Origin of the sequence: Vreelandella arcis (assembly GCF_900103865.1) — a bacterium.
GTDB lineage: Bacteria > Pseudomonadota > Gammaproteobacteria > Pseudomonadales > Halomonadaceae > Vreelandella > Vreelandella arcis.
In genome coordinates this window covers 274708-299188 of sequence record NZ_FNII01000002.1, presented here as the reverse complement: position 1 = coordinate 299188, position 24481 = coordinate 274708, and the positions used below count along the sequence as shown (strand labels likewise).

Below are 24481 nucleotides of genomic sequence, written 5' to 3'. Positions count from 1 at the left end.
ACGCGACAGTGTCCATAAGTCTTACATCGCGCTGCACCGCTTGAGGAGAGGTAAACGTGAGCACACGTTTCTTGCACCATTTTTTTGAACCCCGCACGCTTGCCGTGATCGGTGCGTCCGAAAAACCCGAATCGCTAGGGGGGCTGGTTCTGCGGAATCTTCAAGAGGCGGGGTTCAAGGGGCAGCGCTGGGCGATTAATTTGAGAGGTTATGATCAGGTCTTCGGCGACCCTTGTGTCAAACGTATTGAAGATATGCCCGAGGTACCTGACCTCGCGGTTATCTGCTCGCCCATTGAGGGCGTGCCCAAATTGATTCAGCAGTTAGGCAAATTTGGGGTAAAAGCTACGTTGGTGTTATCCGGTGGGGCCTACCTGGATCGAGAAAAGGGTAACCAAGGCTCTATCCGAGAGCGCATGTTAAGCGCCGCACGGGAATCCGGTATTCGCGTTCTGGGGCCGGAGTGCATGGGCGTCATCGTGCCGGCTAAAAAACTCAACGCTTCCTACGCTAGCCAACCGATCAAGGCCGGGCGCGTGGCCTATTTGGGCCAGTCGGGCATGTTAGCCAATGCGATGATTGACTGGGCAGCGGGGCGCGACGTGGGCTTTTCCCACTTGATTACCGTCGGTGACAGCGTCGATGTGCTGTTGCCTGATTTAATTGACTACGTAAATCAGTTCTCTCCTGCTCAGGCAATCCTGCTTCACTTAGAGCGGGTTTCCAACGCTCAGCATTTTATGACCGCGGTACGTGATGCCTCGCGTAACCGGCTTGTACTGGCGATTAAAAGCGGGCGAACCTTTGCCTCGGATATTTCCGGCATGGCGCCGACACCGGGCATTGCCAATCGCGACGTAGTGTTTGACGCGGCTTTCTCCCGTGCGGGTGTGGTGCGGGTGGATGATTCAGACGAGCTGCTGGATGCTCTTGAAACGCTTTCGCGTATGAAGCCGCTGCGTGGCGATCGATTGGCGGTCGTATCTAACGGCTTGGGCCCTGCGATGCTGGCCATCGATAAGCTCATCAGTGCAGGCGGAAAATTAGCTGAATTTAGCGAAGAAACCCAAAACGCGCTGCATAAAAGCCAAGTCGATATGAGCAAGCCGGGTGAAAACCCTGTCGATTTGGGGGGCAATGCGACACCTGAGCGATTTGTTGAGGCGCTGCGTATTGTGGCGGCAGATGCCAATGTGGATGCGGTACTAGTGGTACACGCACCAACTCGGTTAGCGCCCTCATTAGTGACGGCACAAGCGTTAATTGCCAACCGTAAAGCGTTTCGCCGTAACTTGCTGACCAGTTGGATGGGCTTGAAAGAGGCGCTTAATGCCCGCCACGAATGCAACATAGCGGGCATTCCCACCTATATTTCACCCGAAAAGGCGGTAAAAGCCTTCATGCACATGGTGGACTACCAGCGCGTGCAGCAGTTGCTACAGGAAACACCCCCCAGCTTGCCATTTTCCACCAGCGCCGCAATTCGCGCCCAATGTCGTACCTTGATCAGCGATGCCAAGGCGGAAGGGCGTCAAACGTTGAGTCACTCTGAGACGGCGCAGGTACTTGAAGCGTACGGCATACCTGCCGCCACCAGTTATTACCTCACCAGCGCTGAGCAGGCGCTTGAGGTTGCCGCCAAGATTGAGGGGCCTAAAGCCTTGAAGGTCGTTCACGAGGGCAATTGCCGACCTTATCGCTACCGTAAACACCCGCATAAAATATCGGCAGGGCTGCTGCAAGACCTTGAAACGCCCGAGCAGGTAGCCGAGGGCGTCATTAAGCTGGGTGAAAAAGTTAATGAAAAATTCCCCGAGTACGCCGTTCATGAATATTGCTTGCAGCCCATGCAGCGCGGCAAGCATTCTATGCAGGTGTGCGCGGGTATTACCCGGGATCCGGTGTTCGGCCCGCTGATTGTGTTTGGTATTGGCGGCTATAAAGTTAACGTGCTGGCTGACCGACAGGTCGCACTACCGCCGCTTAACATGAGTTTGGCGGCGGATGTGGTGGGTCGCACCCATGCGGCGTCTTTGATTCGCGAGCATTCGTCAGACCCTGACCGGGATACCCATCACCTATGCCAACTGTTGGTTAAACTCTCGCAAATGGCCTCGGACTTGGGCGAGCTGCGCGGACTTGAACTCAACCCGCTGTTGCTTAACCGGGACGGCATGCTAGCGGTCGACTTCGCCATGGATTTGGGGCCACCGGCACGTTTTGCCATCATGCCTTACCCAGAGGAGCTGCGTGAGTGGATTACGCTGAAAAACGGTTGGCAAGTTGAAGTGAGGCCTATTCGCGCCGAAGATGCACCGTTGATCACCAACTTCCATCGTCAATTGTCTGAGGAAAGCATCCGCTTTCGTTATTTCCATAACAAGTCGGATTTAACCCAGCGCGACCTATCGGTGCTTTCGCATATCAATTACGATCGACAAATGGCGTTCATCGCGGAGCACCAGCGCGATGACGGCAGCAAAGAGATGCTGGGCGTGGTGCGGGTTTGGAATGATCCCGACAATATCAGAACGGAATTCTCGGTCATTATACGCGACGATCTGCAAGGGCTTGGGATCGGTAGTCTGTTAATGAAGAAAATGATCGACTACTGCACCCACATTGGCACGCTGGAAATGGTGGGTAAGATTATGGCGGATAATCACCCGATGCGGGCGTTGATGAAGCATTTAGGCTTCACTTGTCGTTACAACATGGAAGAGCAGGTTATCGATGCCATCATGCGGCTTAACGAGCCTGCCAGCGAGTGGCAACGTCACCGCTTGGAAAGCCTGCCCGACTAAGCTTGGCTTGGTTCGCCGCTATGACTCAATAGCGGCGAGCCAACAGGGTAGGTAGGCCCTAGGGTGCCAGGCGAAAATAGCTCCACTCACCGCCGTCGCGGCGCTCAAAGCGGATGCGGTCATGCAGGCGGCTAGGTTGGCCCTGCCAAAACTCGATCATATCGGGATTAACGCGGTAGCCGCCCCAGTGGATGGGACGTGGAATAGCTTGCCCTTCGTAAGCCTGTTCAAAGCGTTTTTGACGCTCTTCAATCCAGTTGCGGTCGGGTATTACCACGCTTTGCGTGGCAATCCACGCGCCTAGCTGGCTGCCGCGCGGGCGGCTGGCGAAGTAGTCGTCGGACTCTTCTGCTGCAACTTGCTCTACGGTGCCTTCAATACGCACCTGCCGGGAGATCGAAGGCCACCAGAAGGTTAGGGCGGCGTAAGGTACATTGCTGAGCTCACTGCCTTTGTGGCTGTAGTAGTTGGTGTAAAACACCATGCCATCCTGGTCGTACCCTTTGAGCAATACCACACGTGCGTGAGGGCGGCCCTGGCTGTCGACACTCGACAGGGTCATGGCGTTGCCATCGCGACTTTCCTGCTCTAGCGCTAGGGTGAACCATTCATCAAATAACTCGAAAGGATCGTCGGGAACCTGAGACTCATCGAGTCGGCCGCCTTCATAATCACGCCTGATATCCGCTATGTCGCGTGCCATTGCTAGGCTCTCCATCAAGAATATTTACCATGGTGGCGGGGCTGAAATTAAAGCTCAAGCTTTTATCAATGCGATAAAAACATAAACTTTCAGTGATTTACACACCCGCCGAACCATAAACGTTTTGTCAGCGTCTATCCATTTATGATAATGGAAATCAGTGAATGGTGCTGTTGTCTTGCTACTTGATGCGATTTTTTTTGCGGTGCTGGTTGATACGCGTCAGGATTTTCCTTGAGCGCGTACCTGGCGACTCCTAAATCGCGCGTAGGCCATACAACCCACAAACAAAGCAAGCGATAGGGTAGCTTCGGCGACTCCGCGTAGGGTTTGCGTCGGCAAGGTTGCCACCATCACACCCTGGCTAAAATACAACAGGCTGACAAAAGCCAGCCACGCATGCCCTCGCGGACGCTGGGCAATGATTGACGGCAAAAACAGCACTAACGGCAGCACAAACGCTATCATGGGGCGCCAGTTAAAAGCATCATCGCCCTGAACCATAAAACCGCGAAACAGCATCATCAGCAATAGCAAGCTAAAACTCACCAGCACCCATCGCCGTGAACGTGAGGTTAGTTGATCAATCCCGTGCTGCTGCTCAAGCCGCTCGAGCCATTGCCTCATGACGCTTCCTCTCGCATCGTTTGCATTGCGAGCGCCAGTTTTGCCAATCGTTTACCCTGAGCGACGCATAAAGCGCGTTCGTGTTCATCCACCGAGCGATCACTGCGCGGGCCTGCCAGATGGCTGGTGCCATAAGGGGTGCCCCCGGTTTGCGTGGCAATCAGTTCGGTGGCGCTGTAGGGCACGCCAGCGTAGACCATGCCGTGGTGGAGAAGGGGAACCAACATGGTCAATAAAGTGCTTTCCTGGCCGCCATGCAGGCTTGCACTCGAAGTGAAGGCGCTCGCAGGCTTATCAATCAACGCGCCATTGATCCATAGGCTGCTCGTGGTATCGAGAAAATACTTGAGCGGCGCGGCCATATTGCCAAACCGGGTGGGGCTGCCCAGCGCCAAGGCGCTACAGTGACGCAGATCGTCAAGCTCAACGTATACGGCGCCCTCGTCGGGAATCTCGGGGGATGTCGCTTCGCAAGTTGGCGAAACGGGGGGCACGGTGCGCAGGCGCGCTTCTATGCCGGCCACTTGCTCGACTCCATCGGCCATCTGCTGGGCCATGGTGGCGGTTGCCCCCGAGCGCGAGTAATAGAGTATCAACACGTAAGGTAATGAGCCGGACATAATAACTCCAAACAAGATAGTGCTTTAGGGTACCAGAGCAATGTGGCCAGCAGGTAATGATGTGCGCATTGCTTGTGCGTTGGGTAAGCGTTGATAGACCCACACGCGCGTGCCATCGGCCAACTGCTTTTTAACCCGCTCATAGCGAATACCCAATCGCTCGTAGCGGTCAAGACGCGCTAATTGATCAGCGCTGACCCGTAAAAGCAGGCCCTCAACCTGGTGCTCCGGCGCCGGCGACAAATCCAGGCCGTTACGGCGATAGCCCGTCAGGGTGGCGTCTCGGGGATTTCCTGACCCGCCCATAACGACCCAGCGGACGGGCGCATAACGCAGCGTGCCATACACAAAGACGTGATGTGTGCGTTGTTCGATGGCGGCCAGATCATCGGGGCGTTCGTAAAACCATGGGCTAAGCATGGTCAGCCACAACCACCCCGCAAGGCCAGCCATGAGTATTACACACAACACCAGCAGGCGTTTGACCCAGGCCATGGTATCTCCCTTGTCAGCGCGAAAGCCCATTAGCTTGGCGTGTGACCATTAGGAAAACAAGCGCAATAAGATGCTTAAGCAATCGGTACGGGTTTGATACGATGGCTTTGGATCCTATCGGAGAGCTTGCCATGAATCAGCCATTTCGTGATGAGATAGATTTTCGAGCGCTGGTAGGCGACGTTAAACCTCTTCCGCGTAAAAACCATGCCGATACCGGTGCTTCCCGCAAGCGTCCTTCCGAAGCACAGCTGGCCAGACGTGAACGCGCCGAAGCGGCGATTGAGGAACGCAATTTTCTGTCGGACGATTTTGTCGACTTAACGCCGCCGTTCGACCCCATTGAGTTCCGGCGTGAGGGCATACAGCAAGGCGTCGTGGATAAACTCAAGCACGGCGGCTATCCGGTGCAAGCCCAGCTTCATTTACTCAGGCGTCCGCTGGCAGAGTGCCGAGGGCTCGTCTTTCCGTTCATTCAAGATGCCTATGCGCACGATTTGCGCTCCGTGCTGATTGTCCACGGACGCGGCCGCGACATCGATAGCCCAGCTAATGTGCTGCGCTCTTATATTGCCAAGTGGCTTACCCAGTTTGACGAAGTACAGGCCTACATTTCCGCTCAACCCTCTGATGGGGGGCTAGGGGCGACCTGGGTCATGTTGCGCAAAAGCGATCGGGCAAAAGCCAACAACCGTGAGCGACAGCAAAAACGTCGCGGGTAGTGGCCAACCAATTCGCCGCCAATGCAAAGGGCAGCCAAACGGCTGCCCCTGTTAACTTAATCGCTGATGCACTGTTTAATGGTCAGCGTTAAGGCGCTTTTCAAACAGCGCTTGGCGCTGTTCAACATCGGGTTGGTAGCGAACGCTGATAAAGCTTAGTGCGCGCAGGGCATCTTCAGGGTGCTGATCCTCGCGGAGTGCCATGGCGGTAAAGCCACAGCGGCGCATATATTCCAACTGATCAACCAGCACATCGCCCACCGCACGGACTTCGCCACGATAGCCATAGCGCTCGCGCAGTAGCCTTGCCAGCGTATAGCCGCGACCGTCGGTGAACGCCGGGAAATCAATGGCGATCGCCGGAGCTGCAATTATCTCAGCGGCTAAGGTGGCGCTTAGTTCGCTATCGCTTGCCAGCAATGGTGCCAACTCGCTGTCTTCCTGATTGGCTTCCCAGAGCGCAAAGGGGACAAAAGCCGGACGTTGCTCGGGTAACTGCTCAGCATCGTAGGACACACACCATGCGTTTTCGGCCGCCAGCTCGCCGTCGGCAATCAGGTGGTCGGCATGCACAGGGGCCAATGACGGTGCGTCGCTTTCCGTGGCGTTACTTGGCATAAACATGCTCCTTAAAGGGTTTTAGACCAATGCGGCGATAGGTATCCAGGAAGCGCTCTTCTTCGTGACGCTGGGATACATATACTTCCAGCACTTTTTCGACCACGCCAGGAACGTCTTCACGGAAGAATGAAGGGCCGAGGATTTTACCCAGTGAGGCGTCGTCGGTGGAGTTGCCGCCGATCGATACCTGATAGTACTCCTCGCCTTTCTTATCAACGCCCAGGATGCCGATATGGCCCACGTGGTGGTGGCCGCAGGCGTTCATGCAGCCGGAAATATTAAGATCCAGCGGCCCCAGGTCATACAGGAAGTCGAGGTCTTCAAAACGCTCCTGCAGGGCCTGAGCAATGGGGATCGACACGGCGTTGGCCAGACTGCAGTAGTCGCCGCCAGGGCAGCAGATAATGTCGTTAAGCGTGCCCACTGTTGGGTTGGCCATGCCTAGTGTGTCTAGCTCTTGCCAAAGCGCTTCCAGTTCATCCACCGGCACATCGGAAAGCACCAGGTTCTGTTCATGAGTCACGCGGACTTCACCAAAGCTATAGCGGTCAGCCAGATCAGCAATGGCGTCCATTTGGTCGGCTGTTACATCCCCCGGGGCGTGTTCACGGCGCTTCAGTGATAGCGTCACAGCCTTGTAGCCGTACACCTTGTGATCGGTGACGTTATTGGTCACGAAGCGGGCAAAGCCACGGTCTTCCTGGCGCAGACGCTCGAACTCCGCCACGGCCGCTTCGCCCACGTCGCGACGCTCCGGCTCGGGGAAGTGCTCTTTCGCCGCCTCGACGGCCGCCTGATTGAGCGTTTGCGGGCCGTCTTTCAAATGCGCCCACTCTTCCTCGACGCGGCGGCGATACTCTTCGATACCCAGCGCCTTGACCAGGATCTTGATCCGCGCCTTGAACTTGTTGTCACGGCGGCCAAACTGGTTGTACACCCGCACGCAGGCTTCCAGATAGGTCAGCAGGTGCTGCCAGGGCAGGTCGTCGCGAACCACATCGCCGATCATCGGCGTACGGCCCAGGCCACCACCGGCCAGCACTCTGACGCGCAGTTCGCCTGCCTCGTTGTACCACAGGCGCAGGCCGATATCGTGGACTTGTATCGCTGCACGGTCTTGCGATGCGCCACTGACGGCGATTTTGAATTTGCGCGGCAAATAGGCAAATTCAGGGTGCAGCGTCGACCACTGGCGAATCAGCTCGCACCAGGGGCGCGGGTCTTCCACTTCGTCATTGGCGATGCCGGCGAACTGGTCACTGGTGGTGTTGCGAATGCAGTTGCCGCTGGTCTGGATGGCGTGCATCTGCACCTTGGCCAAGTCCGCCAAAATATCCGGCACATCTTCTATGGCGGGCCAGTTAAGCTGCAGATTTTGCCGCGTGGTGAAGTGGCCGTAACCGCGGTCGTAACGGCGGGTAATCTCACCCAATGCGCGTAACTGATGGCCGGCCAACATGCCATACGGAATGGCAATGCGCAGCATCGGCGCATGCCTCTGGATATAAAGCCCGTTCTGCAAACGCAGCGGACGAAATTCTTCTTCTCCCAAACGCCCGGCGCGGTAGCGATCCATTTGATCGCGAAATTGAGCGACACGCTCATCTACCAGCGTTTGGTCATGAATATCATAACGGTACATGGGGCACGGTCCTGCTAAAGCGAAGTTGTCACGTTGCAACGGGACGAATCAGTATCGCCACCTTAACGCGGGCGTTATATTCTACAAAAGAATATATAATTATCTTTTTATTTCGAAATAGTATTTAAGCTAGGCACTGCCCAGCGGCGGCGCTGCCATATCCACAAAAATCCTGCCGAGTTGGCTATTCGATAAAGCAGCTGTGTCAGCCAAATGCCGAGTAGCCCATGGCCTAATTCCAACCCAACCCACCACGCCAGTGGTAAAAATAGTAGCCACTGCATGCTTAGCGTTAATAGCATCACGGTTCGCTGAGCCCCAGCCCCCATGAGCGCCTGCGCTAATACCAAGGCCGCGGCATCAATCACCATCATTAAGCCGGTTAATTGAAGCGGGAGGGTACCTAAGGTAATTAAAGCCGGGGTGCTAAAAAACAGTCCTAGCACTTTGTCGGGTACCCATAGCATGGGCAGCGCTAGCACGGCTAGCAACAGCCACGCGACTCTCAGCGCATCCAACCCCCAGCGGTGCGCTTCCTGTTCTGCCTCACGGCCGAGCGCCTCGCCGACCAGGCTCATCGCCGCGACCCCCACGCCAACGCCGGGGAGTATTAGTAGCAGCGACAGGTTGATTAACACATGCCCAACGGCGACGCTTGCGGTGCCAAGTTGGCTTAATAGCCAGAAAAGCACGGCGTAACCCGCGGCAAACCACAGCTGTTGGGCCGAGTGGGGCAGTGCCAACCTGAGCGTGGTTCTCAGCACTTGTTGGTTAGGCAAAGCCTGGCGCCAACGTGCTAGCGCGCCGTGATGACGGCTAACCCATAGCCACATCAACAGCCCTACGAACAGTGACAGCGTCGTCCCCATCCCTGCACCGCTGGCTCCCATCGCGGGCAACCCGGCAAAGCCAAAAATCAAGCCGGCACTAAGCGCCACGTTAAGCAGGTGTACGACCACGATGATACGAAAATACAAATATGTTTGCTGACGACCATTCCAATACCCTCGAAAACATAGGGTTAAAGCAATGGCCACCAGCGACACCACGCGCCAGCGAAAATAAGCCACGGCCACGCGATGAACGTCATCTGCCGGTGATATCCACTGCAAAATGCTGGGCGCTTGCCACCATGCCAGTAAGGCCAGTAGCGTGCCGCTTGCCAGCCCCAGCACCAGGCCGGCATGGAGCGGTTGTGGTAATGCTGAGTGATTTGCCCCCATGCGTTGGGCCGTTTGCGACTGAACGCTGGAAGACAAACCAAACACCAGCGCCGTCATCATGAACATGGCGTAACCGCCAAGCCCTACCCCCGCCAGGGCGGTTTCGCCTAAACGACCCACCATCGCCGCATCGACCAAATTGAGCATGCTTTGCGAAAGCATCCCCAACATGATCGGCCAGGCTAAACGAACCACTTTGCCGTGGCGGCGCTCGACATAGGCCACAATCAGCGTGGGTCGTAAGACAGCACCGGCGACAACCAGCGCTCCATTTCCTCAAGCGGCATTTGTTTACGCTCGGCGAGTACTTTGACCTGGTCTTGGGTAATCTTACCGGTGGAAAAGTACTTGGATTGCGGGTGCGAAAAATACCAACCCGATACGGCGGCAGCAGGCCACATGGCGAAGTTTTCGGTCAGATCAAGCCCGGTGTTGTCAGTAGCATTCAGCATCCTGAACAGCGTTGCCTTCTCGGTGTGGTCAGGGCAGGCAGGGTAGCCGGGAGCCGGGCGTATGCCCTGATATTTTTCAGCGATCAACGCATCATTATCCAGCGCCTCTTGCGGCACATACCCCCAGAATTCTTTGCGCACGCGCTCGTGCATACGCTCGGCAAAGGCTTCCGCTAAACGATCCGTCAGCGCCTGAACCATAATGGCGTTGTAGTCGTCGCCCGCTGCCTCATACTCTTTGGCCAGCTCATCAACGCCGTGCCCGGTGGTCACTGCGAAGCCACCAATCCAATCGGCTTGGCCGCTTTCTTTGGGCGCAATGAAATCCGCGAGACTGTAACAAATACCGTCACGCCCTTTGGTGGTCTGCTGGCGGATATGATGCAGGCGTTCGACGACGTCACTGCGCGATTCGTCCGCGTACACTTCAATAACATCGTCGTCGACGGTATTGGCTGGCCACAAGCCAATAACCCCGCGCGCCTGGACACGCTTTTCATCGACCAGCTTGCGTAGCATTACCTTGGCGTCGTCAAACAGGTTGCGTGCGGCTTCACCGACGACCTTATCGTCAAGAATTTTGGGGTACTTGCCTGCAAGCTGCCAGCTCATGAAGAAGGGCGTCCAGTCGATGCGCTCAACAAGCTCGTCGAGGTCATAATCGTCGAACGTTTTTAGCCCCAGCATATTAGGCTTGGCAGGCGTGTGGCTGCTCCAGTCGGTGCGAAAGCGCCGCTTGCGCGCCTGAGTGTAGTCGAGGTCGGCGGCTTTGGGGCGTCGCTTGGCATTGCGCTCGCGAACTTTTTCGTACTCTTCGCGTATTTCAGCGACGTATGGAGTTTTCAGGCTAGGGGTAAGCAGCCGACTCGCCACCCCGACCGCCCGGGAGGCGTCGGTGACGTAAATCACCGGATGGTCATACTGGGGCTCGATTTTGACCGCGGTGTGAGCTTTAGAGGTGGTCGCTCCGCCAATCAATAAGGGAAGATCCAAGCCACGGCGCTTCATCTCTTTGGCGACATGCACCATCTCGTCGAGTGATGGTGTAATCAGGCCAGACAAACCAATGATATCGGCGTTGTGATCCTGGGCGGCCTGTAGAATTTTCTCAGTGGGCACCATGACGCCGAGGTCAATCACTTCGTAGTTATTACACTGAAGCACCACGCCGACGATATTTTTACCGATATCGTGAACGTCGCCTTTCACCGTCGCCATGACAATTTTGCCCTTGGCCTTGGTGTCTTCGCTCTTTTCCGCTTCGATATAGGGGATCAGGTAGGCGACAGCTTGCTTCATTACACGAGCAGATTTGACCACCTGGGGCAGGAACATCTTTCCTGCGCCGAACAAGTCGCCCACCACATTCATGCCGTCCATCAACGGCCCTTCAATGACCTCGATGGGCCGTTCGGCCTGAGCGCGGGCCAGCTCGGTGTCGTCTTCGATATGAGCGGTGATGCCTTTGATCAAGGCGTGTTCAATGCGCTTATTAACCGGCCAGCTGCGCCATTCCAAATCCTCTTTTTTTGCCGCGCCGCTGCCGTTGCCTTTGTACTTGTCGGCCAGCTCGAGCAACCGCTCGGTACTATCCTCGCGGCGGTTCAGCACCACGTCTTCCACGGCGTCGCGAAGCTCGGCAGGCAAGTCGTCGTAAACCGCCAACTGACCGGCATTGACGATGCCCATGGTCAGGCCCGCGCGAATCGCGTGGTACAGGAATACCGAGTGAATCGCCTCGCGTACCGGGTTATTCCCCCGGAATGAAAACGAGACGTTGGACACGCCGCCGGAAATCATCGCATGGGGTAGGTGCTCGCGAATCCATTGAGACGCTTCAATAAAGTCAACGGCGTAGTTGTTGTGCTCTTCGATCCCCGTGGCGATAGCAAAGATATTCGGGTCGAAGATAATGTCTTCGGCGGGAAAGCCGATTTCATCGACTAGCAGGCGATAGGCACGCTCACAGATTTCGGTTTTGCGCGCGAAGGTATCGGCTTGACCTTCTTCGTCGAACGCCATGACCACAATCGCAGCGCCAAAGCGGCGGCATTTGGTGGCCTGTTCGCGGAACGCCTCCTCGCCTTCTTTGAGCGAGATAGAGTTGACCACGGCCTTGCCTTGAACGCATTTGAGGCCCGCTTCGATGATCTCCCACTTGGAGGAGTCGATCATGATCGGCACGCGGGCGATATCCGGTTCGCCGGCAATCAGGTTCAGAAAGCGCACCATGGCTTCCTGGGACTCCAACATGCCCTCGTCCATGTTGATATCGATCACTTGAGCGCCGTTTTCCACCTGCTCCAGAGCGACCTCCAGGGCGGTGGTGAAGTCCTCTTCGACGATCAGCCGCTTAAAGCGTGCAGAGCCGGTCACGTTGGTACGTTCACCAACGTTCACAAATAGCGAATCGGCTTCAATATTAAACGGCTCTAGCCCCGATAAACGGCAGGCGCGAGAACGCTCAGGCACGTGGCGGGGTGCTAAACCGTGAACGGCTTGCGCAATGGCGCGAATATGTTCCGGCGTTGAGCCACAGCAGCCGCCAATAATATTGACTAAGCCACTTTCAGCAAACTCGCCAACAATAGCGGCCATTTCCTCGGGCGTCTGGTCGTATTCGCCAAATTCGTTGGGCAAACCCGCATTGGGGTGGGCCGACACAAAGGTATCCGCTTTGGTGGAAAGCTCTTCGACGTACTGGCGTAGCTCTTCAGCCCCTAACGCGCAGTTAAGTCCCACAGAGAACGGTGCAGCGTGGCGGATAGAGTTCCAAAAGGCCTCGGTGGTCTGCCCGGATAGCGTGCGGCCGGATGCATCGGTAATGGTGCCCGAGATCATTACCGGTAGCCGCTGGCCAATATCCTCAAACAGTTCTTCAAGAGCATAGATGGCCGCTTTGGCATTCAGTGTGTCGAAGATGGTTTCGATCATGATCAGATCGGCACCGCCGTCGATTAGCGCCTCAGCAGCCTCATAGTAATTTTCGCGCAGCTCATCGAAGGTCACGTTGCGCTTAGCGGGGTCGTTAACGTCTGGCGAGAGCGAGCCAGTGCGCGACGTAGGGCCTAATACCCCTGCCACATAGCGCGGCACACCGGTTTCCTCGGCCACCGCATCGCACACTTCCCGAGCTAACCGCGCCGACTCGCGATTAAGCTCCGGTACAATCGCCTCCATGCCGTAATCGGCTTGGGAGAGGCGCGTGCTGTTGAAGGTGTTGGATTCGATAATGTCGGCACCGGCCTCCAAATAATCGCGATGGATGCGGCTCACCACGTCGGGGCAGGTCAATGCCAGCAAGTCATTATTGCCCTTTAGGTCTGACGGCCAATCACTGAAACGTTCGCCTCGGAACTCTTCCTCGCTCAACTCGGCATTCTGCAACATGGTTCCCATACCGCCATCCAATATATGGATGCGTTGAGTCAGGCGTTGGGTAAGGGTCGCAATCAAATCACTAGCAGCCATGGCAGGGGATGCTCTCCAGCGTTTCAGTCAAAAAGAAGGGGTGTTTATCGTCGGCAACAGAAGCCCCAATGGATCAGCGGGGCACTATCATAACAAAGCGGGTCATGCGGGGCAGCAATGTTTGCGCCGAATACCGTGTGTGTAAACTAAAAAGGGCTGTCGTCGCCGTAATAGTCTACTAAAATACTCGGGATTGTGTCGGCGCGCCATTTTGCTTACTATAAGGGATAAATGACATGTGAAGTGGCCACGCCACTGCCACGGGAGGAAGACAACCCTCATGACCGAGACTATCGAAGCCCCCGGTATCGACATTACCGACAGTGCACAAGACTACCTAGCGGAATTGCTGGAAAAGCAAAACGTTGAAGGGATTGCTGTGCGCATCTTTATTACCCAGCCCGGCACGCCCTACGCTGAAACCTGTTTAGCGTACTGCCGTCCGGGTGAAGAAGAGCCCACTGACGTCGAGATGAAACTTGAGAAGATCAACGTTTTTCTCGACAAAAATAGCTTGGCGTTTTTGGAAGAAGCCGTGGTCGATTTTAATGCCGACCGCATGGGTGGTCAGCTGACCATCAAGGCGCCTAACGCCAAAATGCCCAAGGTCAATGCCGACAGTCCGATGGAAGACCGGGTCAACTACGTTCTGTACAGCGAAATCAATCCTGGCCTGGCCTCTCATGGCGGTGAAGTAAAACTGGTTGAGCTCACCGAGCAAAACATGGCGGTGCTGGCCTTCGGCGGTGGCTGTCAAGGCTGCGCGGCCGTGGATCTGACCCTAAAGGACGGCGTCGAGAAAACGCTGATGGAGCGTATTCCCCAGCTGGCCGGCATCCGCGATGTGACCGATCACTCGGATACTACCAACGCCTACTACCGGTAATTTATACCGCCCGCCAGTTCCATTAAGCCCAGCGTTTGCTGGGCTTTTTGCTGTGTAGAAAGCATTATCGGTTGTCGCTACGCTGGCTTATTTACCGCTCATCATCTTGATGACGTGCAAGCGACGTGGGCAAGTCGGATAACTGACGCTGCATAGTTTCCATTCTTGACCAAAGCTGTTCCTGCCAAGCCTGTTCACGGGCCTGATGCTGGTGCGTCTGGTGAGCCAACGCCGACTCGGCGCTGTCGAGTTTTTCAGTGACCTCTTCGTAGCGTTGCTGAAGCGCCTCCATCCTGGTTTCCAACTGCTGTTGCGCCTGCTGCTGTTGACTGGCCTCAAGTTGGTATTGATGAAGCGACTGCTCTAGCGTCTTCACGTTATTAACCAACGTCTCGTTACGTTTTTCTGCCTGTTTCAAGCGTTGCTGATAAGCGCTTTCTTCCTGCGCACGCTCTTGTCGCGCGCTATCCAACAACCCCATTAGGCGGTCTTCGGCCGCTTCGTGGCGCTGTACTTCTTGTGCCAGACGTTGCTCCCATTCGGCTTGGCGTTGGGCTAACGCTTCCGCGTGGCTTTCTTGTTGCTCCGCCAAGTGCTGCTGAGTTCGTTCATGGGTTTGCTGTAGCTGCCTGATGGTGTCTTGCGCGTCGTTGGCCTGAGCCCGCCAGTACGCTTCGTCGGCTTGGCTTGCCGCCAAATCACGATTAAGTGCCTCAACCCGACTCTCTGTATGTCGCAGATGTTCGGCCAGGGCGCTTTCACGCTGTTCCGCATTGGCGGCTCGCAGGTCGGCATCGCTCGCCTCGCGCTGAGCGGCCTCGACTTGGCGGTCGGCTTCCTCTCGGTAGTGGAGCAACGCCTGGTGAGCCGCCTCCAGGGCTTCTTTCCATAACTCAGTCGCGATGTTGACCACTGATGTGGGTAGCCCCTGAGGCGGGGGTACATCGCGATTTTGTTCCCGTTCAGCTCGCCACTGACGGAAGTGCTCACTGATGGTCGTAAAGCTGCCCGTGCCGAGCACTTCACGAATGCGCTGCACGCTTGGGGTATCGCCTCGGCTAAGCAGGGTATCGACGGCTTGCTGAACATCTGAATATTGAATGCCGCTACGTGCCATACGCTGGCTCCTTTTGCGTGACCTGATGGTCGCGATTGTCCCGCTTCTTAAAGAACATAGCAATATTACGTAATACGTAAAATGTAATTTATTTATCTTAAATAGAATAAATTCAAGATTACCCGTATTATCTTGAATTTTTAAGACGATAAATGCAGACTTAGGCGTGCCGGTGGCACAGCATAAATTCATTAAAATCAGGCAGGAGAGGGCATGGACTCGGAGAAGAATGCACCTATCGCCTATGCATTGCCCTCGTTAGAGACTGTAGGCCACTGGCCTGCGGATCTACGTATTACGGCCACCACCGATGTCGAAGCGGTATCGGCGTGGCTTGCGGAGTATCAAGAAAGTCCTCAAACCTGGAAGTGCTATCGCCGCGAAGCCGAGCGGCTGTTGCTTTGGCTGACCGCCCAGGATATGACGCTTGCCGAGGTTAACCGCGAGGTGCTGCGTCATTTTGAGGTTTTTCTTGGTGACCCACAGCCAAGTGCGCAATGGGTAGGGCCCGTAAAACCTCGGCACCACCCTGAATGGCGACCGTTCCGAGGCGCGCTCGCGCCGGCTAGTCGGCGACAAAGCTTGATTATTCTGCAAGGGCTGTTCAGCTGGCTAGTGGAAGCCGGGTGGGTGCGCCATAACCCGTTTCGACTGATGCGCGATAAGTCGCGCCGGTTGAATAATCAAACGCCGCGCATTGAGCGTTATCTAGAGCGCGAGTTATGGGAATGGTTTTGGCAATGGCTCAATCAGTCAGTGGGGCAGGGCGAGCGTGAGGTTTATGAAAGCGCCAGACGTCGGTTTATCTTTGGCTTTGCCTACCTGTTAGCCCCCCGCATCAGTGAAATGTCAGATAGCCGAATGGGCGATTTCCATCAAAGTGAAGGGCGCTGGTGGTGGTCTGTCGTGGGCAAGGGAAATAAGATCGCGCGTATTCCGCTGCCCGATGACATGCAGGCTTGTTTGGCGGATTGGCGCCAAGCACTGGGCTTGGTGGGAATGCCTGAACACCACGATGATACGTCAGCCATTCGCGCTTTGGATAAACAACGCGGCATTGGCCATAACCAGCTTTATCGGCTGATACGCGATACGTTCAACGAGGCTGCCGATGCGCTAGAAGCAACCCAGGGTAACCAAGCCCATATAGCCGCGCTGCGCCGGGCAACGCCTCACTGGCTGCGGCATACTTCGATTACTCACCAAGCCCAAGCAGGCATTAGCCTGCGCCACTTAGCCGACAGCGCGCGCCATGCGCGCCTTGATACGACGGCGCGCTACCTGCATAACGAAGCCATTGAGTGGCACGATGAGCAACAACGTCACCAGATTGTGTCCAGAACCACCCAAGACGACACTGAGTCGTTATAATGGGTCATCATTTAGTGACACCAACGCCGAAGGAACCATCATGAGCACGTCCGGTGCCGAGCTAGCCCAGAAAGAGCTGATCGAAGAATTCGAGATATTTGATAATTGGATGGATCGTTATCAATACATTATCGATATGGGTAAACAGCTGCCTAATTTTCCCGACGAGTGGAAAACCGAGGAGTTTAAAATACAAGGCTGCCAGTCGAATGTCTGGATGCGCCATGAAGAGCAGGGCGATAAGCTGATTTTTAAGGCGACCTCGGACGCGGCAATTGTATCGGGATTGATTGCGCTACTCTTACGCATTTACAGCGAGCGGACAGCCGATGAAGTGCGTAACACGGAACCTTTTTTCCTTGCCGAGCTAGGGTTGGATAAACATCTGTCACCCACCCGCAGCAACGGCCTGCACGCCATGCTGGAGCGTATCTACCAGGTGGCTCAACAGGCAGCTTAATCCCGCGAAGAGGGGCTTGAAGGGGATGCGTGGTGGGTTTCGTCGTCGCGACACAGCGCTTCACTGCGCCCGCCGGGAACTGGATCCATTCCCCCAGCACTACCTGGATGACATTTCATAATACGCTTAAAAGCCATCCAGGTGCCTTTGAGAGGGCCATGTACCTGGATGGCTTCAATGGCATATGACGAACAGCTTGGCCAAAAACGACAACGTGGCCCAAGCAACGGGCTCAAGGTGTATTGATATAAACGCACAGCGGCGATCAACGCATGGCCCAACAGCCAGCGCAGCGCATTAATCAGCGTGCGATACACGCCTTTCATGATGACGGCTTAGCGTAGAGTTCGGCAGGATCGATCAGTGGCTCGCTGTTAATTGTCACACTGTCTTCTGTTAGTGACAGATAAAAGCAGCTGCGCCGCCCCGTATGGCAAGCAGGCCCGGTTTGTTCGACCTGGAGCAGTAGGGTGTCTCCATCGCAGTCCAGCGCTGCCGATTGCAAATGTTGCTGCTGACCAGATGACTCACCTTTGCGCCAGAGCTTGCCGCGAGAGCGCGAGTAATAGCATACCCGATGCGTTTGCAGGGTTTCTTCCAGCGCCTCACGGTTCATCCACGCCATCATTAATACTTCGCCCGTATCGTGCTGCTGGGCGATCGCCGGCAGTAGCCCGTCCGCATTAAACTGAACCGCGTCTAATAGCGTGGCTAATGAGGGCAGGGTATCTGATGAAGAGGCCGCTTCAAGATCCTTAAATAAACGGCGACTGGCTTCCGGGTTCACTGACATGATGACGACTCATTAGTGGTTAGGCAGTTCTGGCATAGCCCTTGTAATTCTATGGTTTGGCGTTCGACATTAAACCCTTGTCGCTTTGCCCGTGAGGCTAGCTGATCGCTTATTTCGTCCAAGTGAAGCTCTTCGACATAGCCGCAATGCCGACAAATCAGTAGTTGAAACCCGTGAGCATGTTCGGGGCACGCGCAGGCAACGTAGGCGTTCTGCGATTCAATGCGGTGAACAAGCCCTTGCTCAATGAGAAATTCCAGGGCGCGGTAAACCGTAGGCGGGCGGGCAGCCGCATGCTCGGTAGAAAGCTTATCCAGCAGGTCGTAGGCTTTTAACCCGCCGCCATGACGCGCAATGAGTTCAAGAACTCGGCGTCGAATGGGGGTGAATCGCACACCCCGCGTGTGGCATTGTGATTCCGCCTGTAGCAATAGCGTATTGGCGTTTGTCATAGACGTCTCGTTGACCGTTGTGAGCGCAGTTTACGCTTTGAACATTAGTTTACGCGCTTGCCGAGGGCGTGTCAGACGGATCAATCAACTCACTTTTGCGAGCAAAATGATGCTGCGCAAAAGCCACGCGTTCCTGGACGGGGACGCCCTCGGGCTGACGCTCGATAAGGTCTAGCCGGCGGCGCAGCCCTTCGCCGTTGGTCATTTGGATAGCAAGACCAGGCCGCGCGTTGAGCTCTAACAGCATCGGGCCATGCTCGCGATCGAGAACCATGTCGGTTCCCAAATAGCCGAGTCCGGTCATTTCGTAACACCCTGCGGCTAAGTCCAGCAAGGTTTTCCATTGCGGAACGACCAGGCTCGCTAGTTCATGGCCCGTATCGGGATGGACAAAACAAGGACGATCAAACTGAACCCCGCGAAGCGCTGCACCAGTGGCCATATTAAGCCCCACCCCGACAGCCCCCTGGTGAAGGTTCGCTTTACCATCCGAGGCCGCGGTTGAGAGCCGCATCATCGCCATGACAGGGTAGCCTTTAAAAATGATGACGCGAATATCGGGCACACCTTCATAGGTGTAAGCCATCATGCTTTCATCGAAATTAATTAGCGTTTCAACCACGGCGACATCCGGTGAACCGCCTAGCGAGTAAAGCCCCGATAGAATATTGGACACATGCCGCTCAATATCGACAATCGTCTGACGAACACCACTGGGCTTGATGAAATCGCCATCTTCGACTTTTTCAATCACCAAAATCCCTTTGCCGCCGCTACCTTTAGCCGGTTTGATCACGAACCCATGGTGGCCGGTCAACATTTGGCTGATGTGTTTAACGCCAAACTGCGTCTCTACCGTGCCGATTAATGCCGGAGAGGTAATGCCGTAGCGTTCCGCCAACAGCTTGGTTTTAAGCTTGTCGTCAACTAATGGGTATAGGCGCCGATTATTGTAGCGACCAATATAGCGGATGTTACGCCGATTCATGCCGACAATACCCTTGTCGCGCAGCTGCGACGGCCATGTCCAGTTGCTCAGCCAACTCATGAGGGTTTGTCTTCTTCGGTAATGGGTTTGAATCGACGCAGTTCTAACAGCCGGTAACCGGTGTAATTACCCAATAATAAAATCAGTGCCATCAAAATGAATTGAACACCCAGGAAATTAAACGTGATATGGCGTACCCACGGGCTGTTCATGGCCAGATAGGCAATCACTGCGGTTAATAAGCTGCCTCCACCTTGAATGAGAACCTGTTTGGGGCCTTCCTCTTCCCATAAAATCGACATACGCTCAATCGTCCACGCGAGAATGATCATGGGGAAGAAGGTAATCGTCAGTCCCGCGTTCAAGCCCATTCGGTAGGCCAGCACCGAAAATACCGAGATAATTGCAATCACCGTGATGATCACCGCTGACACCCTGGCGACCAACAATAAATTCAGATAAGACAAATAGTTGCGGATAACCAAACCAACCGCCACGATCAATAGGAAACCAATCAACCCCGTTGCCAGGCTGGTTTGAATGAAGGCGAGGGCGATTAGCACCGGCATGAAGGTACCCGAGGTTTTAATGCCGACGAAAACCCGCAGTAAGACCACGATTAAAGCACCGATAGGAATCAGCAAAATCGTTTGAAAGAGCGCCTGCTCTTCTAACGGTAGGCTATGAATCGAGAAATTGAGGAAGGTGTCGTTGGAGTTATGGTTACGCACCGCCGCCGACGCTGGCTGGTAATGCGTCATCATCGAGAAGCTGACGCGCGAATTGGTGCCGCCTTGAACCTCAAGCACAGCATTTCCCGAGCTTTCCCACAGAAGTAAATTTTCTGGCTTACCTTGTGCCCCGGTTAGCGGATGGAAAAGCGACCATGTTTCGCCGTCTTCTGCGAAAACTTGAATCCAACTACTGAGCGTTTGTCGACGACGACCATCCTCTAACATTAACCCGCTCACAACCCGCGCTCTAACATCGGCTTGGTTCAGCAAGCGGACAACCAACTGTGCTGGCTCATTTTCACCCAGTAACAAACGGGCATTTTCGTCCTGACGTTCGCCGTTGACATTGCGAATCAGCTCACGGGCAAAGGTGGCATTATCAGCGCTGCGATCCCAGGCTTGATCGATAAGTTGTTCGGCAGCGGAGTTGAAAGGGCTTTCCCATTCAATCGTAGGCGGCAACGTCGGTGCGGTTTGGACGGGGGCTTGGGCATCGGGGGATACTAGCATTTGTACCGAGTAATAGAGTTGCTGGTCGCCTTCAGCCTCACGAATTGTCCACTCGGCCCGACGTCCGAACTCGTCAGCTTGATAGGCCAGTCCATAGCCAGACGACGCGGTATTTTCCGTCAGCACACGATAGCCTGCCTGGTGCGTTGGCAACGCTAAATCCACTTGCACAGGGCCATCCAGGGCATCAAAGGTGATAACGGCTTCAATTTCCCAGACTTGGCGCTGCTCGCCTGGTATCCAGGGGATTTCGAACTGTACGTGGCGATGGATACTCATCGCAATGCCCGCGATGAGCAAAAAGCCGACGATAAAATAAAATGGTAACCGAGACATCAAGATTCCTTTCTACAATGACAGCGCAAGCCGTCGTTATTCTTCAGTGTCGTCCGCGTCGGCTGCTTCATCCTCAGCGGCCTGGTCGGCAGGTTCGCCACCTGGAAATTCAGGCCGGTCGAAGCGGTAGGTTTCAGCCACATCTATAACGGCAATATCCAGCATAAACCGCCGTCCCAGCAGAACGGGGTATTCCAGGTGGCTACGGTTGTTAAGGGTGAATTCGACGTTTTCCCGTAGCGGCCCTAGGGTCATCGGCAGGGAGATAACCGGGCGAGAATCGTCGCCCGATGCTTGAACAATGCGTACGCGGCGCTCAACAGGGGCTTCTATCCATTCGTCCCGTACGGCGTCGATCACGACATCATCATCGTTTAGCGCCAACTTAAACCGAACCCAGTCTTCGCCGTCGCGTTCAAAAGGCGTAATGTCGCTAGCCGAGAGTGAGGATGTGTTCGCGCCTGAGTCGATGCGGGCTTGCAGATAAGTGCCAACGCTGGGTAAGCCCACCCATTCATTGCGGCCGAGGAGTGTTTTACCTTCAAGGTTATCTTCGAGATCGCATTCCTCACGGACAATCACCGGCTCTTCGTTGCGGGTGCTTAGCTGCTGGACATCGCTTCGTAACGAGCGCAAAAGACTACCGACTTCACGTACATCGGCGGTAAAAACCCGTTGTTGCTCCAGCTGTCGCTGCTGTAATGACGCGGTTTCGCCGCACTGTTGGGATAATTGAGTTTGCAATTCGTCCATACGAAGATTAAAAGCAGCTTCGTTAACAGGAGGGGGCTCGTTCGAGGCGGGCTTTTGCATGGCACAGCCAGTCACCAAGAAAGCCAAACCAATTATTAGCCATACAACACCTGGGCGCATAATGAGGAACATCCATAGACAATAAGAGGAAGAATGATAAGGAGTAGTAAGACCCAATGTCCAACACCGCATGGTATTTTCATGTCCAGGTTAGCATATTTAACATAATATATATTATGCGAACTCATCTAATCCTATTGGCATTGGGCAAATCTCCTCTATAAACTAGACAATGATTATACCAATTAACGAAGCCATATAGGACAGGCATAATGAAAATACCCGGTCATGCTATCATCTTCGCCCTTCTTGCTTTTTTTCTGACGGCTTGCTCCAGTGTCGACGTTGAAGATTATGCAGGCACTGAGCCGCGCTTGGATATCGCTGAGTACTTCACCGGCACTACCCGTGCCTGGGGAATGGTTCAGGATTACAGTGGTGAGGTGCAGCGTCGGTTTACCGTCACCATTGAAGGTCGCGTTGATGATGACACCCTCATCCTAGACGAAGACTTTGTGTTTGCCGACGGTGAGACGGATCGCCGTGTGTGGCGATTTGAACGCGTCGATGAACACCATTGGATTGGATCCGCCAACGACGTTGAAGGCTCCGTTGAGGCGCATCAATATGGACACGCCTTTCACATGAACTATCCATTGGATATTGATATTGGCGACAGAACGATTGGCTTTACCATGAATGATTGGATGTATCTGCAGTCAGATGGTCGCTTGATAAATCGTACCGCCATGCAAAAATTTGGCTTAACCCTGGGTGAAATCACCTTGGTTTTTGAGCAAGTTGATCGGTAATCAGCGGAGGTAACGCCTTCAAAAACCAAAACAGCCTGCTAAATCAGCAGGCTGTTTGCGGACTAATGAGCTAGATGGCTTCAATCGTCAGCTGGCGCATACGAACCATCTTCACGGTGCACTTCGTTACCTGTGATTGGCGGCGTGAACACACACGCTAAATGCATGGTTTTATGGGCACGCAGCAAGTGTTCGTCATGCTGGTCAAGAATGTAGATGTCGCCGGGCTTGATGGGCCAGATTTTGCCATCTGCCAGGGTTTCCACCTCGCCTTCACCTTCAATGCAGAACACGGATTCATAGTGATGCTTGTAATGAATATGGGTCTCGGTGCCTTCAAAGATGCGAGTGATGTGGAATGAGAAGTTTCCACCATCATTAGCCAACACCAAGCGGGTGCTGTCCCAATTGCCGTTTTCTGCTGCCACCAAACGATCTGATTTGCGTGCTTCTTCAAGGTTACGAACGATCATATTCAAACTCCTTTAGCAGCGGCCCACGTTAGGCCGCCCATCATTACATCCTAGCGCGATAACAGAAATCTTGTTACTCGCTAGCGACAGCTTTGACACATTTTTCCAGAATATCCAACCCTTCCAACAGATCTTCGTCACTGATTGTCAGCGGACATAGGCACTTAACTACTTCGCCATCCTGGCCGCTGGTTTCAATGATCAGACCGTGCTCAAAGGCCATACCGGTGATTTTATCGGCAATATCGCCCGATTCGACATCGATACCGCGCATCAAACCACGTCCGCGCTCGGTCGCTGGAATGCCATTTTCAGTCAGGATAGCCGCCAATGACTGAAAGCGCTCTTCCACAATACGTGCTTTACGCTGAACGTCACGCTCAAACGTATCGTTTGACCAATATTTTTTAAACGCTGCGGTTGCGGTCACCATCGCCAAGTTAAAGCCACGGAAGGTACCGTTATACTGCCCAGGCTTCCATATATCTAATTCTGGACGCATTAGGACATGGGCAAATGGCATACCGAAACCCGACAAGGATTTGGAGTTAGTCACAATATCCGGGGTAATGCCAGCATGTTCGAAGCTGAAGAATTTACCCGTGCGACCACACCCCGCTTGGATGTCATCGATAATCAACAAGATGTCGTGGGCTTTACAAATCTCAGCCAAGCGCTTCAGCCATTCAAGCCCGGCGACATTGATACCGCCCTCGCCTTGCACCGTTTCAACGATAACGCCAGCGGGCACATCCAAACCGCCGGATTTATCGTTCAATAGTTTCTCGAAGTAATCGAGAGTGTCGGCGTGCTCACCCATGTAGCCATCAAAGGGGAGGAAGCTTGCGCCCTGGGTCGGAATGCCGCCGGTGGCCTCGCGGAACTTGCGATTACCGGTAGTCGCCAAGGCACCCATGGTGACGCCGTGGAAGCCGTTCGTGAAGGTGACGATATTGTGTCGACCCTTGGCGACACGCGCCAGACGGATGGCTGCTTCAACCGCGTTAGTACCGGTTGGCCCTGGTAGATGCACCTTATAATCCAGGCCACGGGGCTTAAGGATTACATTCTCAAGCGTTTCCAGGTAGTCGCGTTTAGCATCGGTCCACATATCCAGACCATGCACGACACCGTCCGTCGCCAAGTAATCGATCATGGCTTGCTTGAGGTGTGGGTTATTATGGCCGTAGTTCAATGTGCCCGCGCCGGCGAGGAAATCAATATATTCGCGTCCATTCTCGTCGGTTAACCGGGCGTTCTGAGCTTTGGTAAACACGACCGGAAAAGAGCGTGAATAAGTACGAACATTGGATTCCATGCGTTCAAGCGTCTGGGTCTGCATTAGCGACCTCCTTA

General features: G+C 54.6%; 23 protein-coding genes. 6 read left to right on the top strand and 17 right to left on the bottom strand.

Features of this window, described 5'->3' with window-relative positions; translation table 11 throughout:
* Positions 1-56: 56 nt before the first annotated feature.
* Positions 57-2804, top strand: coding sequence for a bifunctional acetate--CoA ligase family protein/GNAT family N-acetyltransferase (locus BLR97_RS03325; protein WP_089702462.1), 2748 nt, complete (start codon positions 57-59; stop codon positions 2802-2804).
* A 58-nt stretch (positions 2805-2862) separates the two neighbouring features.
* Here the strand turns inward: BLR97_RS03325 and pdxH are convergent, their stop codons facing one another.
* The 4 genes from pdxH to BLR97_RS03305 all read right to left on the bottom strand — a co-directional run bounded on the left by pdxH (position 2863) and on the right by BLR97_RS03305 (position 5249).
* On the bottom strand, positions 2863-3507 hold the full coding sequence (pdxH, locus tag BLR97_RS03320; RefSeq protein ID WP_089702460.1) for a pyridoxamine 5'-phosphate oxidase: 645 nt from the start codon (positions 3505-3507) through the stop codon (positions 2863-2865).
* Between the two features lie 222 nt (positions 3508-3729).
* Positions 3730-4134, bottom strand: coding sequence for a DUF2069 domain-containing protein (locus tag BLR97_RS03315; RefSeq protein WP_089702458.1), 405 nt, complete (start codon positions 4132-4134; stop codon positions 3730-3732).
* A complete protein-coding gene (gene wrbA / locus BLR97_RS03310) occupies positions 4131-4754 on the bottom strand; it encodes an NAD(P)H:quinone oxidoreductase (RefSeq protein ID WP_089702456.1) in 624 nt (207 codons plus the stop codon). The genes BLR97_RS03315 and wrbA overlap by 4 nt, the downstream gene beginning before the upstream one ends.
* A 24-nt stretch (positions 4755-4778) precedes the next feature.
* Positions 4779-5249: a gamma-glutamylcyclotransferase family protein gene (locus tag BLR97_RS03305; protein ID WP_089702453.1), complete on the bottom strand. Its 471-nt coding sequence runs from the start codon at positions 5247-5249 to the stop codon at positions 4779-4781.
* Positions 5250-5380: 131 nt separating this feature from the next.
* On the opposite strand from BLR97_RS03305, the gene smrA reads away from it, so the two are divergent.
* Entirely contained in the window at positions 5381-5971 is a 591-nt protein-coding gene (smrA, locus tag BLR97_RS03300; RefSeq protein ID WP_089702451.1) for a DNA endonuclease SmrA, read from the top strand.
* Between the two features lie 75 nt (positions 5972-6046).
* Here the strand turns inward: smrA and BLR97_RS03295 are convergent, their stop codons facing one another.
* From BLR97_RS03295 to metH, 4 genes are all read right to left on the bottom strand, one after another.
* Positions 6047-6589 carry a DUF934 domain-containing protein gene (locus BLR97_RS03295; RefSeq protein WP_089702449.1) on the bottom strand — a complete coding sequence of 181 codons (543 nt, stop codon included), beginning with the start codon at positions 6587-6589 and terminating at the stop codon, positions 6047-6049.
* A complete protein-coding gene (locus BLR97_RS03290) occupies positions 6579-8234 on the bottom strand; it encodes a nitrite/sulfite reductase (protein WP_089702447.1) in 1656 nt (551 codons plus the stop codon). Before BLR97_RS03290 ends, BLR97_RS03295 begins: the two co-directional genes overlap by 11 nt.
* Before the next feature lie 107 nt (positions 8235-8341).
* Positions 8342-9682: an MATE family efflux transporter gene (locus tag BLR97_RS03285; RefSeq protein ID WP_244511161.1), complete on the bottom strand. Its 1341-nt coding sequence runs from the start codon at positions 9680-9682 to the stop codon at positions 8342-8344.
* Positions 9683-9684: 2 nt separating this feature from the next.
* Positions 9685-13380 (bottom strand): methionine synthase, encoded by a 3696-nt coding sequence (gene metH / locus BLR97_RS03280; protein ID WP_089702445.1) that lies wholly within the window; start codon positions 13378-13380, stop codon positions 9685-9687.
* Between the two features lie 280 nt (positions 13381-13660).
* Between metH and nfuA the strand changes: the two genes are divergently transcribed.
* Complete coding sequence (gene nfuA / locus BLR97_RS03275) at positions 13661-14266, top strand: Fe-S biogenesis protein NfuA (protein WP_089702443.1); 606 nt, start codon at positions 13661-13663, stop codon at positions 14264-14266.
* A 91-nt stretch (positions 14267-14357) separates the two neighbouring features.
* On the opposite strand, the gene BLR97_RS03270 is transcribed toward nfuA, so the two are convergent.
* Positions 14358-15383 carry a DNA-binding protein gene (locus tag BLR97_RS03270; protein WP_089702441.1) on the bottom strand — a complete coding sequence of 342 codons (1026 nt, stop codon included), beginning with the start codon at positions 15381-15383 and terminating at the stop codon, positions 14358-14360.
* 213 nt (positions 15384-15596) lie between these two features.
* Between BLR97_RS03270 and BLR97_RS03265 the strand changes: the two genes are divergently transcribed.
* Together BLR97_RS03265 and BLR97_RS03260 are read left to right on the top strand one after the other, a co-directional pair.
* Positions 15597-16754 carry a tyrosine-type recombinase/integrase gene (locus BLR97_RS03265; protein ID WP_089702439.1) on the top strand — a complete coding sequence of 386 codons (1158 nt, stop codon included), beginning with the start codon at positions 15597-15599 and terminating at the stop codon, positions 16752-16754.
* Positions 16755-16794: 40 nt separating this feature from the next.
* A complete protein-coding gene (locus tag BLR97_RS03260) occupies positions 16795-17214 on the top strand; it encodes a SufE family protein (protein ID WP_089702437.1) in 420 nt (139 codons plus the stop codon).
* On the opposite strand, the gene yidD is transcribed toward BLR97_RS03260, so the two are convergent.
* The 6 genes from yidD to BLR97_RS03230 are packed head-to-tail and all read right to left on the bottom strand — an operon-like array spanning position 17211 to position 21900.
* Entirely contained in the window at positions 17211-17540 is a 330-nt protein-coding gene (yidD, locus tag BLR97_RS03255; RefSeq protein WP_089702435.1) for a membrane protein insertion efficiency factor YidD, read from the bottom strand. The two genes, BLR97_RS03260 and yidD, sit on opposite strands and share 4 nt — an antisense overlap.
* Positions 17537-18007 (bottom strand): phosphoribosyl-AMP cyclohydrolase, encoded by a 471-nt coding sequence (hisI, locus tag BLR97_RS03250; RefSeq protein ID WP_089702433.1) that lies wholly within the window; start codon positions 18005-18007, stop codon positions 17537-17539. The genes yidD and hisI overlap by 4 nt, the downstream gene beginning before the upstream one ends.
* Complete coding sequence (locus BLR97_RS03245; RefSeq protein WP_089702431.1) at positions 17998-18459, bottom strand: transcriptional repressor; 462 nt, start codon at positions 18457-18459, stop codon at positions 17998-18000. The genes hisI and BLR97_RS03245 overlap by 10 nt, the downstream gene beginning before the upstream one ends.
* A 49-nt stretch (positions 18460-18508) precedes the next feature.
* The gene (locus BLR97_RS03240) at positions 18509-19507 is read right to left on the bottom strand and encodes an alpha-L-glutamate ligase-like protein (protein WP_089702429.1); all 999 of its coding nucleotides are present in this window, start codon (positions 19505-19507) and stop codon (positions 18509-18511) included.
* Positions 19504-21027 carry an inactive transglutaminase family protein gene (locus BLR97_RS03235; protein ID WP_089702427.1) on the bottom strand — a complete coding sequence of 508 codons (1524 nt, stop codon included), beginning with the start codon at positions 21025-21027 and terminating at the stop codon, positions 19504-19506. The genes BLR97_RS03240 and BLR97_RS03235 overlap by 4 nt, the downstream gene beginning before the upstream one ends.
* 36 nt (positions 21028-21063) lie before the next feature.
* On the bottom strand, positions 21064-21900 hold the full coding sequence (locus BLR97_RS03230) for an ATP-dependent zinc protease family protein (protein WP_089702425.1): 837 nt from the start codon (positions 21898-21900) through the stop codon (positions 21064-21066).
* A gap of 212 nt (positions 21901-22112) precedes the next feature.
* On the opposite strand from BLR97_RS03230, the gene BLR97_RS03225 reads away from it, so the two are divergent.
* Entirely contained in the window at positions 22113-22652 is a 540-nt protein-coding gene (locus BLR97_RS03225) for a DUF3833 domain-containing protein (RefSeq protein ID WP_089702422.1), read from the top strand.
* Positions 22653-22732: 80 nt separating this feature from the next.
* On the opposite strand, the gene BLR97_RS03220 is transcribed toward BLR97_RS03225, so the two are convergent.
* Positions 22733-23125 (bottom strand): ectoine synthase, encoded by a 393-nt coding sequence (locus BLR97_RS03220; RefSeq protein ID WP_089702421.1) that lies wholly within the window; start codon positions 23123-23125, stop codon positions 22733-22735.
* Between the two features lie 73 nt (positions 23126-23198).
* A complete protein-coding gene (ectB, locus tag BLR97_RS03215; protein WP_089702419.1) occupies positions 23199-24467 on the bottom strand; it encodes a diaminobutyrate--2-oxoglutarate transaminase in 1269 nt (422 codons plus the stop codon).
* Positions 24468-24481: the final 14 nt, after the last annotated feature.

Excerpts from the sequence above, each read along its gene's own strand:
- pdxH (WP_089702460.1), bottom strand. The coding sequence starts at position 3,507 with ATGGCACGCGACATAGCGGATATCAGGCGTGATTATGAAGGCGGCCGA.
- BLR97_RS03315 (WP_089702458.1), bottom strand. The coding sequence starts at position 4,134 with ATGAGGCAATGGCTCGAGCGGCTTGAGCAGCAGCACGGGATTGATCAA.
- wrbA (WP_089702456.1), bottom strand. The coding sequence starts at position 4,754 with ATGTCCGGCTCATTACCTTACGTGTTGATACTCTATTACTCGCGCTCG.
- BLR97_RS03305 (WP_089702453.1), bottom strand. The coding sequence starts at position 5,249 with ATGGCCTGGGTCAAACGCCTGCTGGTGTTGTGTGTAATACTCATGGCT.
- smrA (WP_089702451.1), top strand. The coding sequence starts at position 5,381 with ATGAATCAGCCATTTCGTGATGAGATAGATTTTCGAGCGCTGGTAGGC.
- BLR97_RS03295 (WP_089702449.1), bottom strand. The coding sequence starts at position 6,589 with ATGCCAAGTAACGCCACGGAAAGCGACGCACCGTCATTGGCCCCTGTG.
- BLR97_RS03290 (WP_089702447.1), bottom strand. The coding sequence starts at position 8,234 with ATGTACCGTTATGATATTCATGACCAAACGCTGGTAGATGAGCGTGTC.
- metH (WP_089702445.1), bottom strand. The coding sequence starts at position 13,380 with ATGGCTGCTAGTGATTTGATTGCGACCCTTACCCAACGCCTGACTCAA.
- nfuA (WP_089702443.1), top strand. The coding sequence starts at position 13,661 with ATGACCGAGACTATCGAAGCCCCCGGTATCGACATTACCGACAGTGCA.
- BLR97_RS03270 (WP_089702441.1), bottom strand. The coding sequence starts at position 15,383 with ATGGCACGTAGCGGCATTCAATATTCAGATGTTCAGCAAGCCGTCGAT.
- BLR97_RS03265 (WP_089702439.1), top strand. The coding sequence starts at position 15,597 with ATGGACTCGGAGAAGAATGCACCTATCGCCTATGCATTGCCCTCGTTA.
- BLR97_RS03260 (WP_089702437.1), top strand. The coding sequence starts at position 16,795 with ATGAGCACGTCCGGTGCCGAGCTAGCCCAGAAAGAGCTGATCGAAGAA.
- yidD (WP_089702435.1), bottom strand. The coding sequence starts at position 17,540 with ATGAAAGGCGTGTATCGCACGCTGATTAATGCGCTGCGCTGGCTGTTG.
- hisI (WP_089702433.1), bottom strand. The coding sequence starts at position 18,007 with ATGTCAGTGAACCCGGAAGCCAGTCGCCGTTTATTTAAGGATCTTGAA.
- BLR97_RS03245 (WP_089702431.1), bottom strand. The coding sequence starts at position 18,459 with ATGACAAACGCCAATACGCTATTGCTACAGGCGGAATCACAATGCCAC.
- BLR97_RS03240 (WP_089702429.1), bottom strand. The coding sequence starts at position 19,507 with ATGAGTTGGCTGAGCAACTGGACATGGCCGTCGCAGCTGCGCGACAAG.
- BLR97_RS03235 (WP_089702427.1), bottom strand. The coding sequence starts at position 21,027 with ATGTCTCGGTTACCATTTTATTTTATCGTCGGCTTTTTGCTCATCGCG.
- BLR97_RS03230 (WP_089702425.1), bottom strand. The coding sequence starts at position 21,900 with ATGCGCCCAGGTGTTGTATGGCTAATAATTGGTTTGGCTTTCTTGGTG.
- BLR97_RS03225 (WP_089702422.1), top strand. The coding sequence starts at position 22,113 with ATGAAAATACCCGGTCATGCTATCATCTTCGCCCTTCTTGCTTTTTTT.
- BLR97_RS03220 (WP_089702421.1), bottom strand. The coding sequence starts at position 23,125 with ATGATCGTTCGTAACCTTGAAGAAGCACGCAAATCAGATCGTTTGGTG.
- ectB (WP_089702419.1), bottom strand. The coding sequence starts at position 24,467 with ATGCAGACCCAGACGCTTGAACGCATGGAATCCAATGTTCGTACTTAT.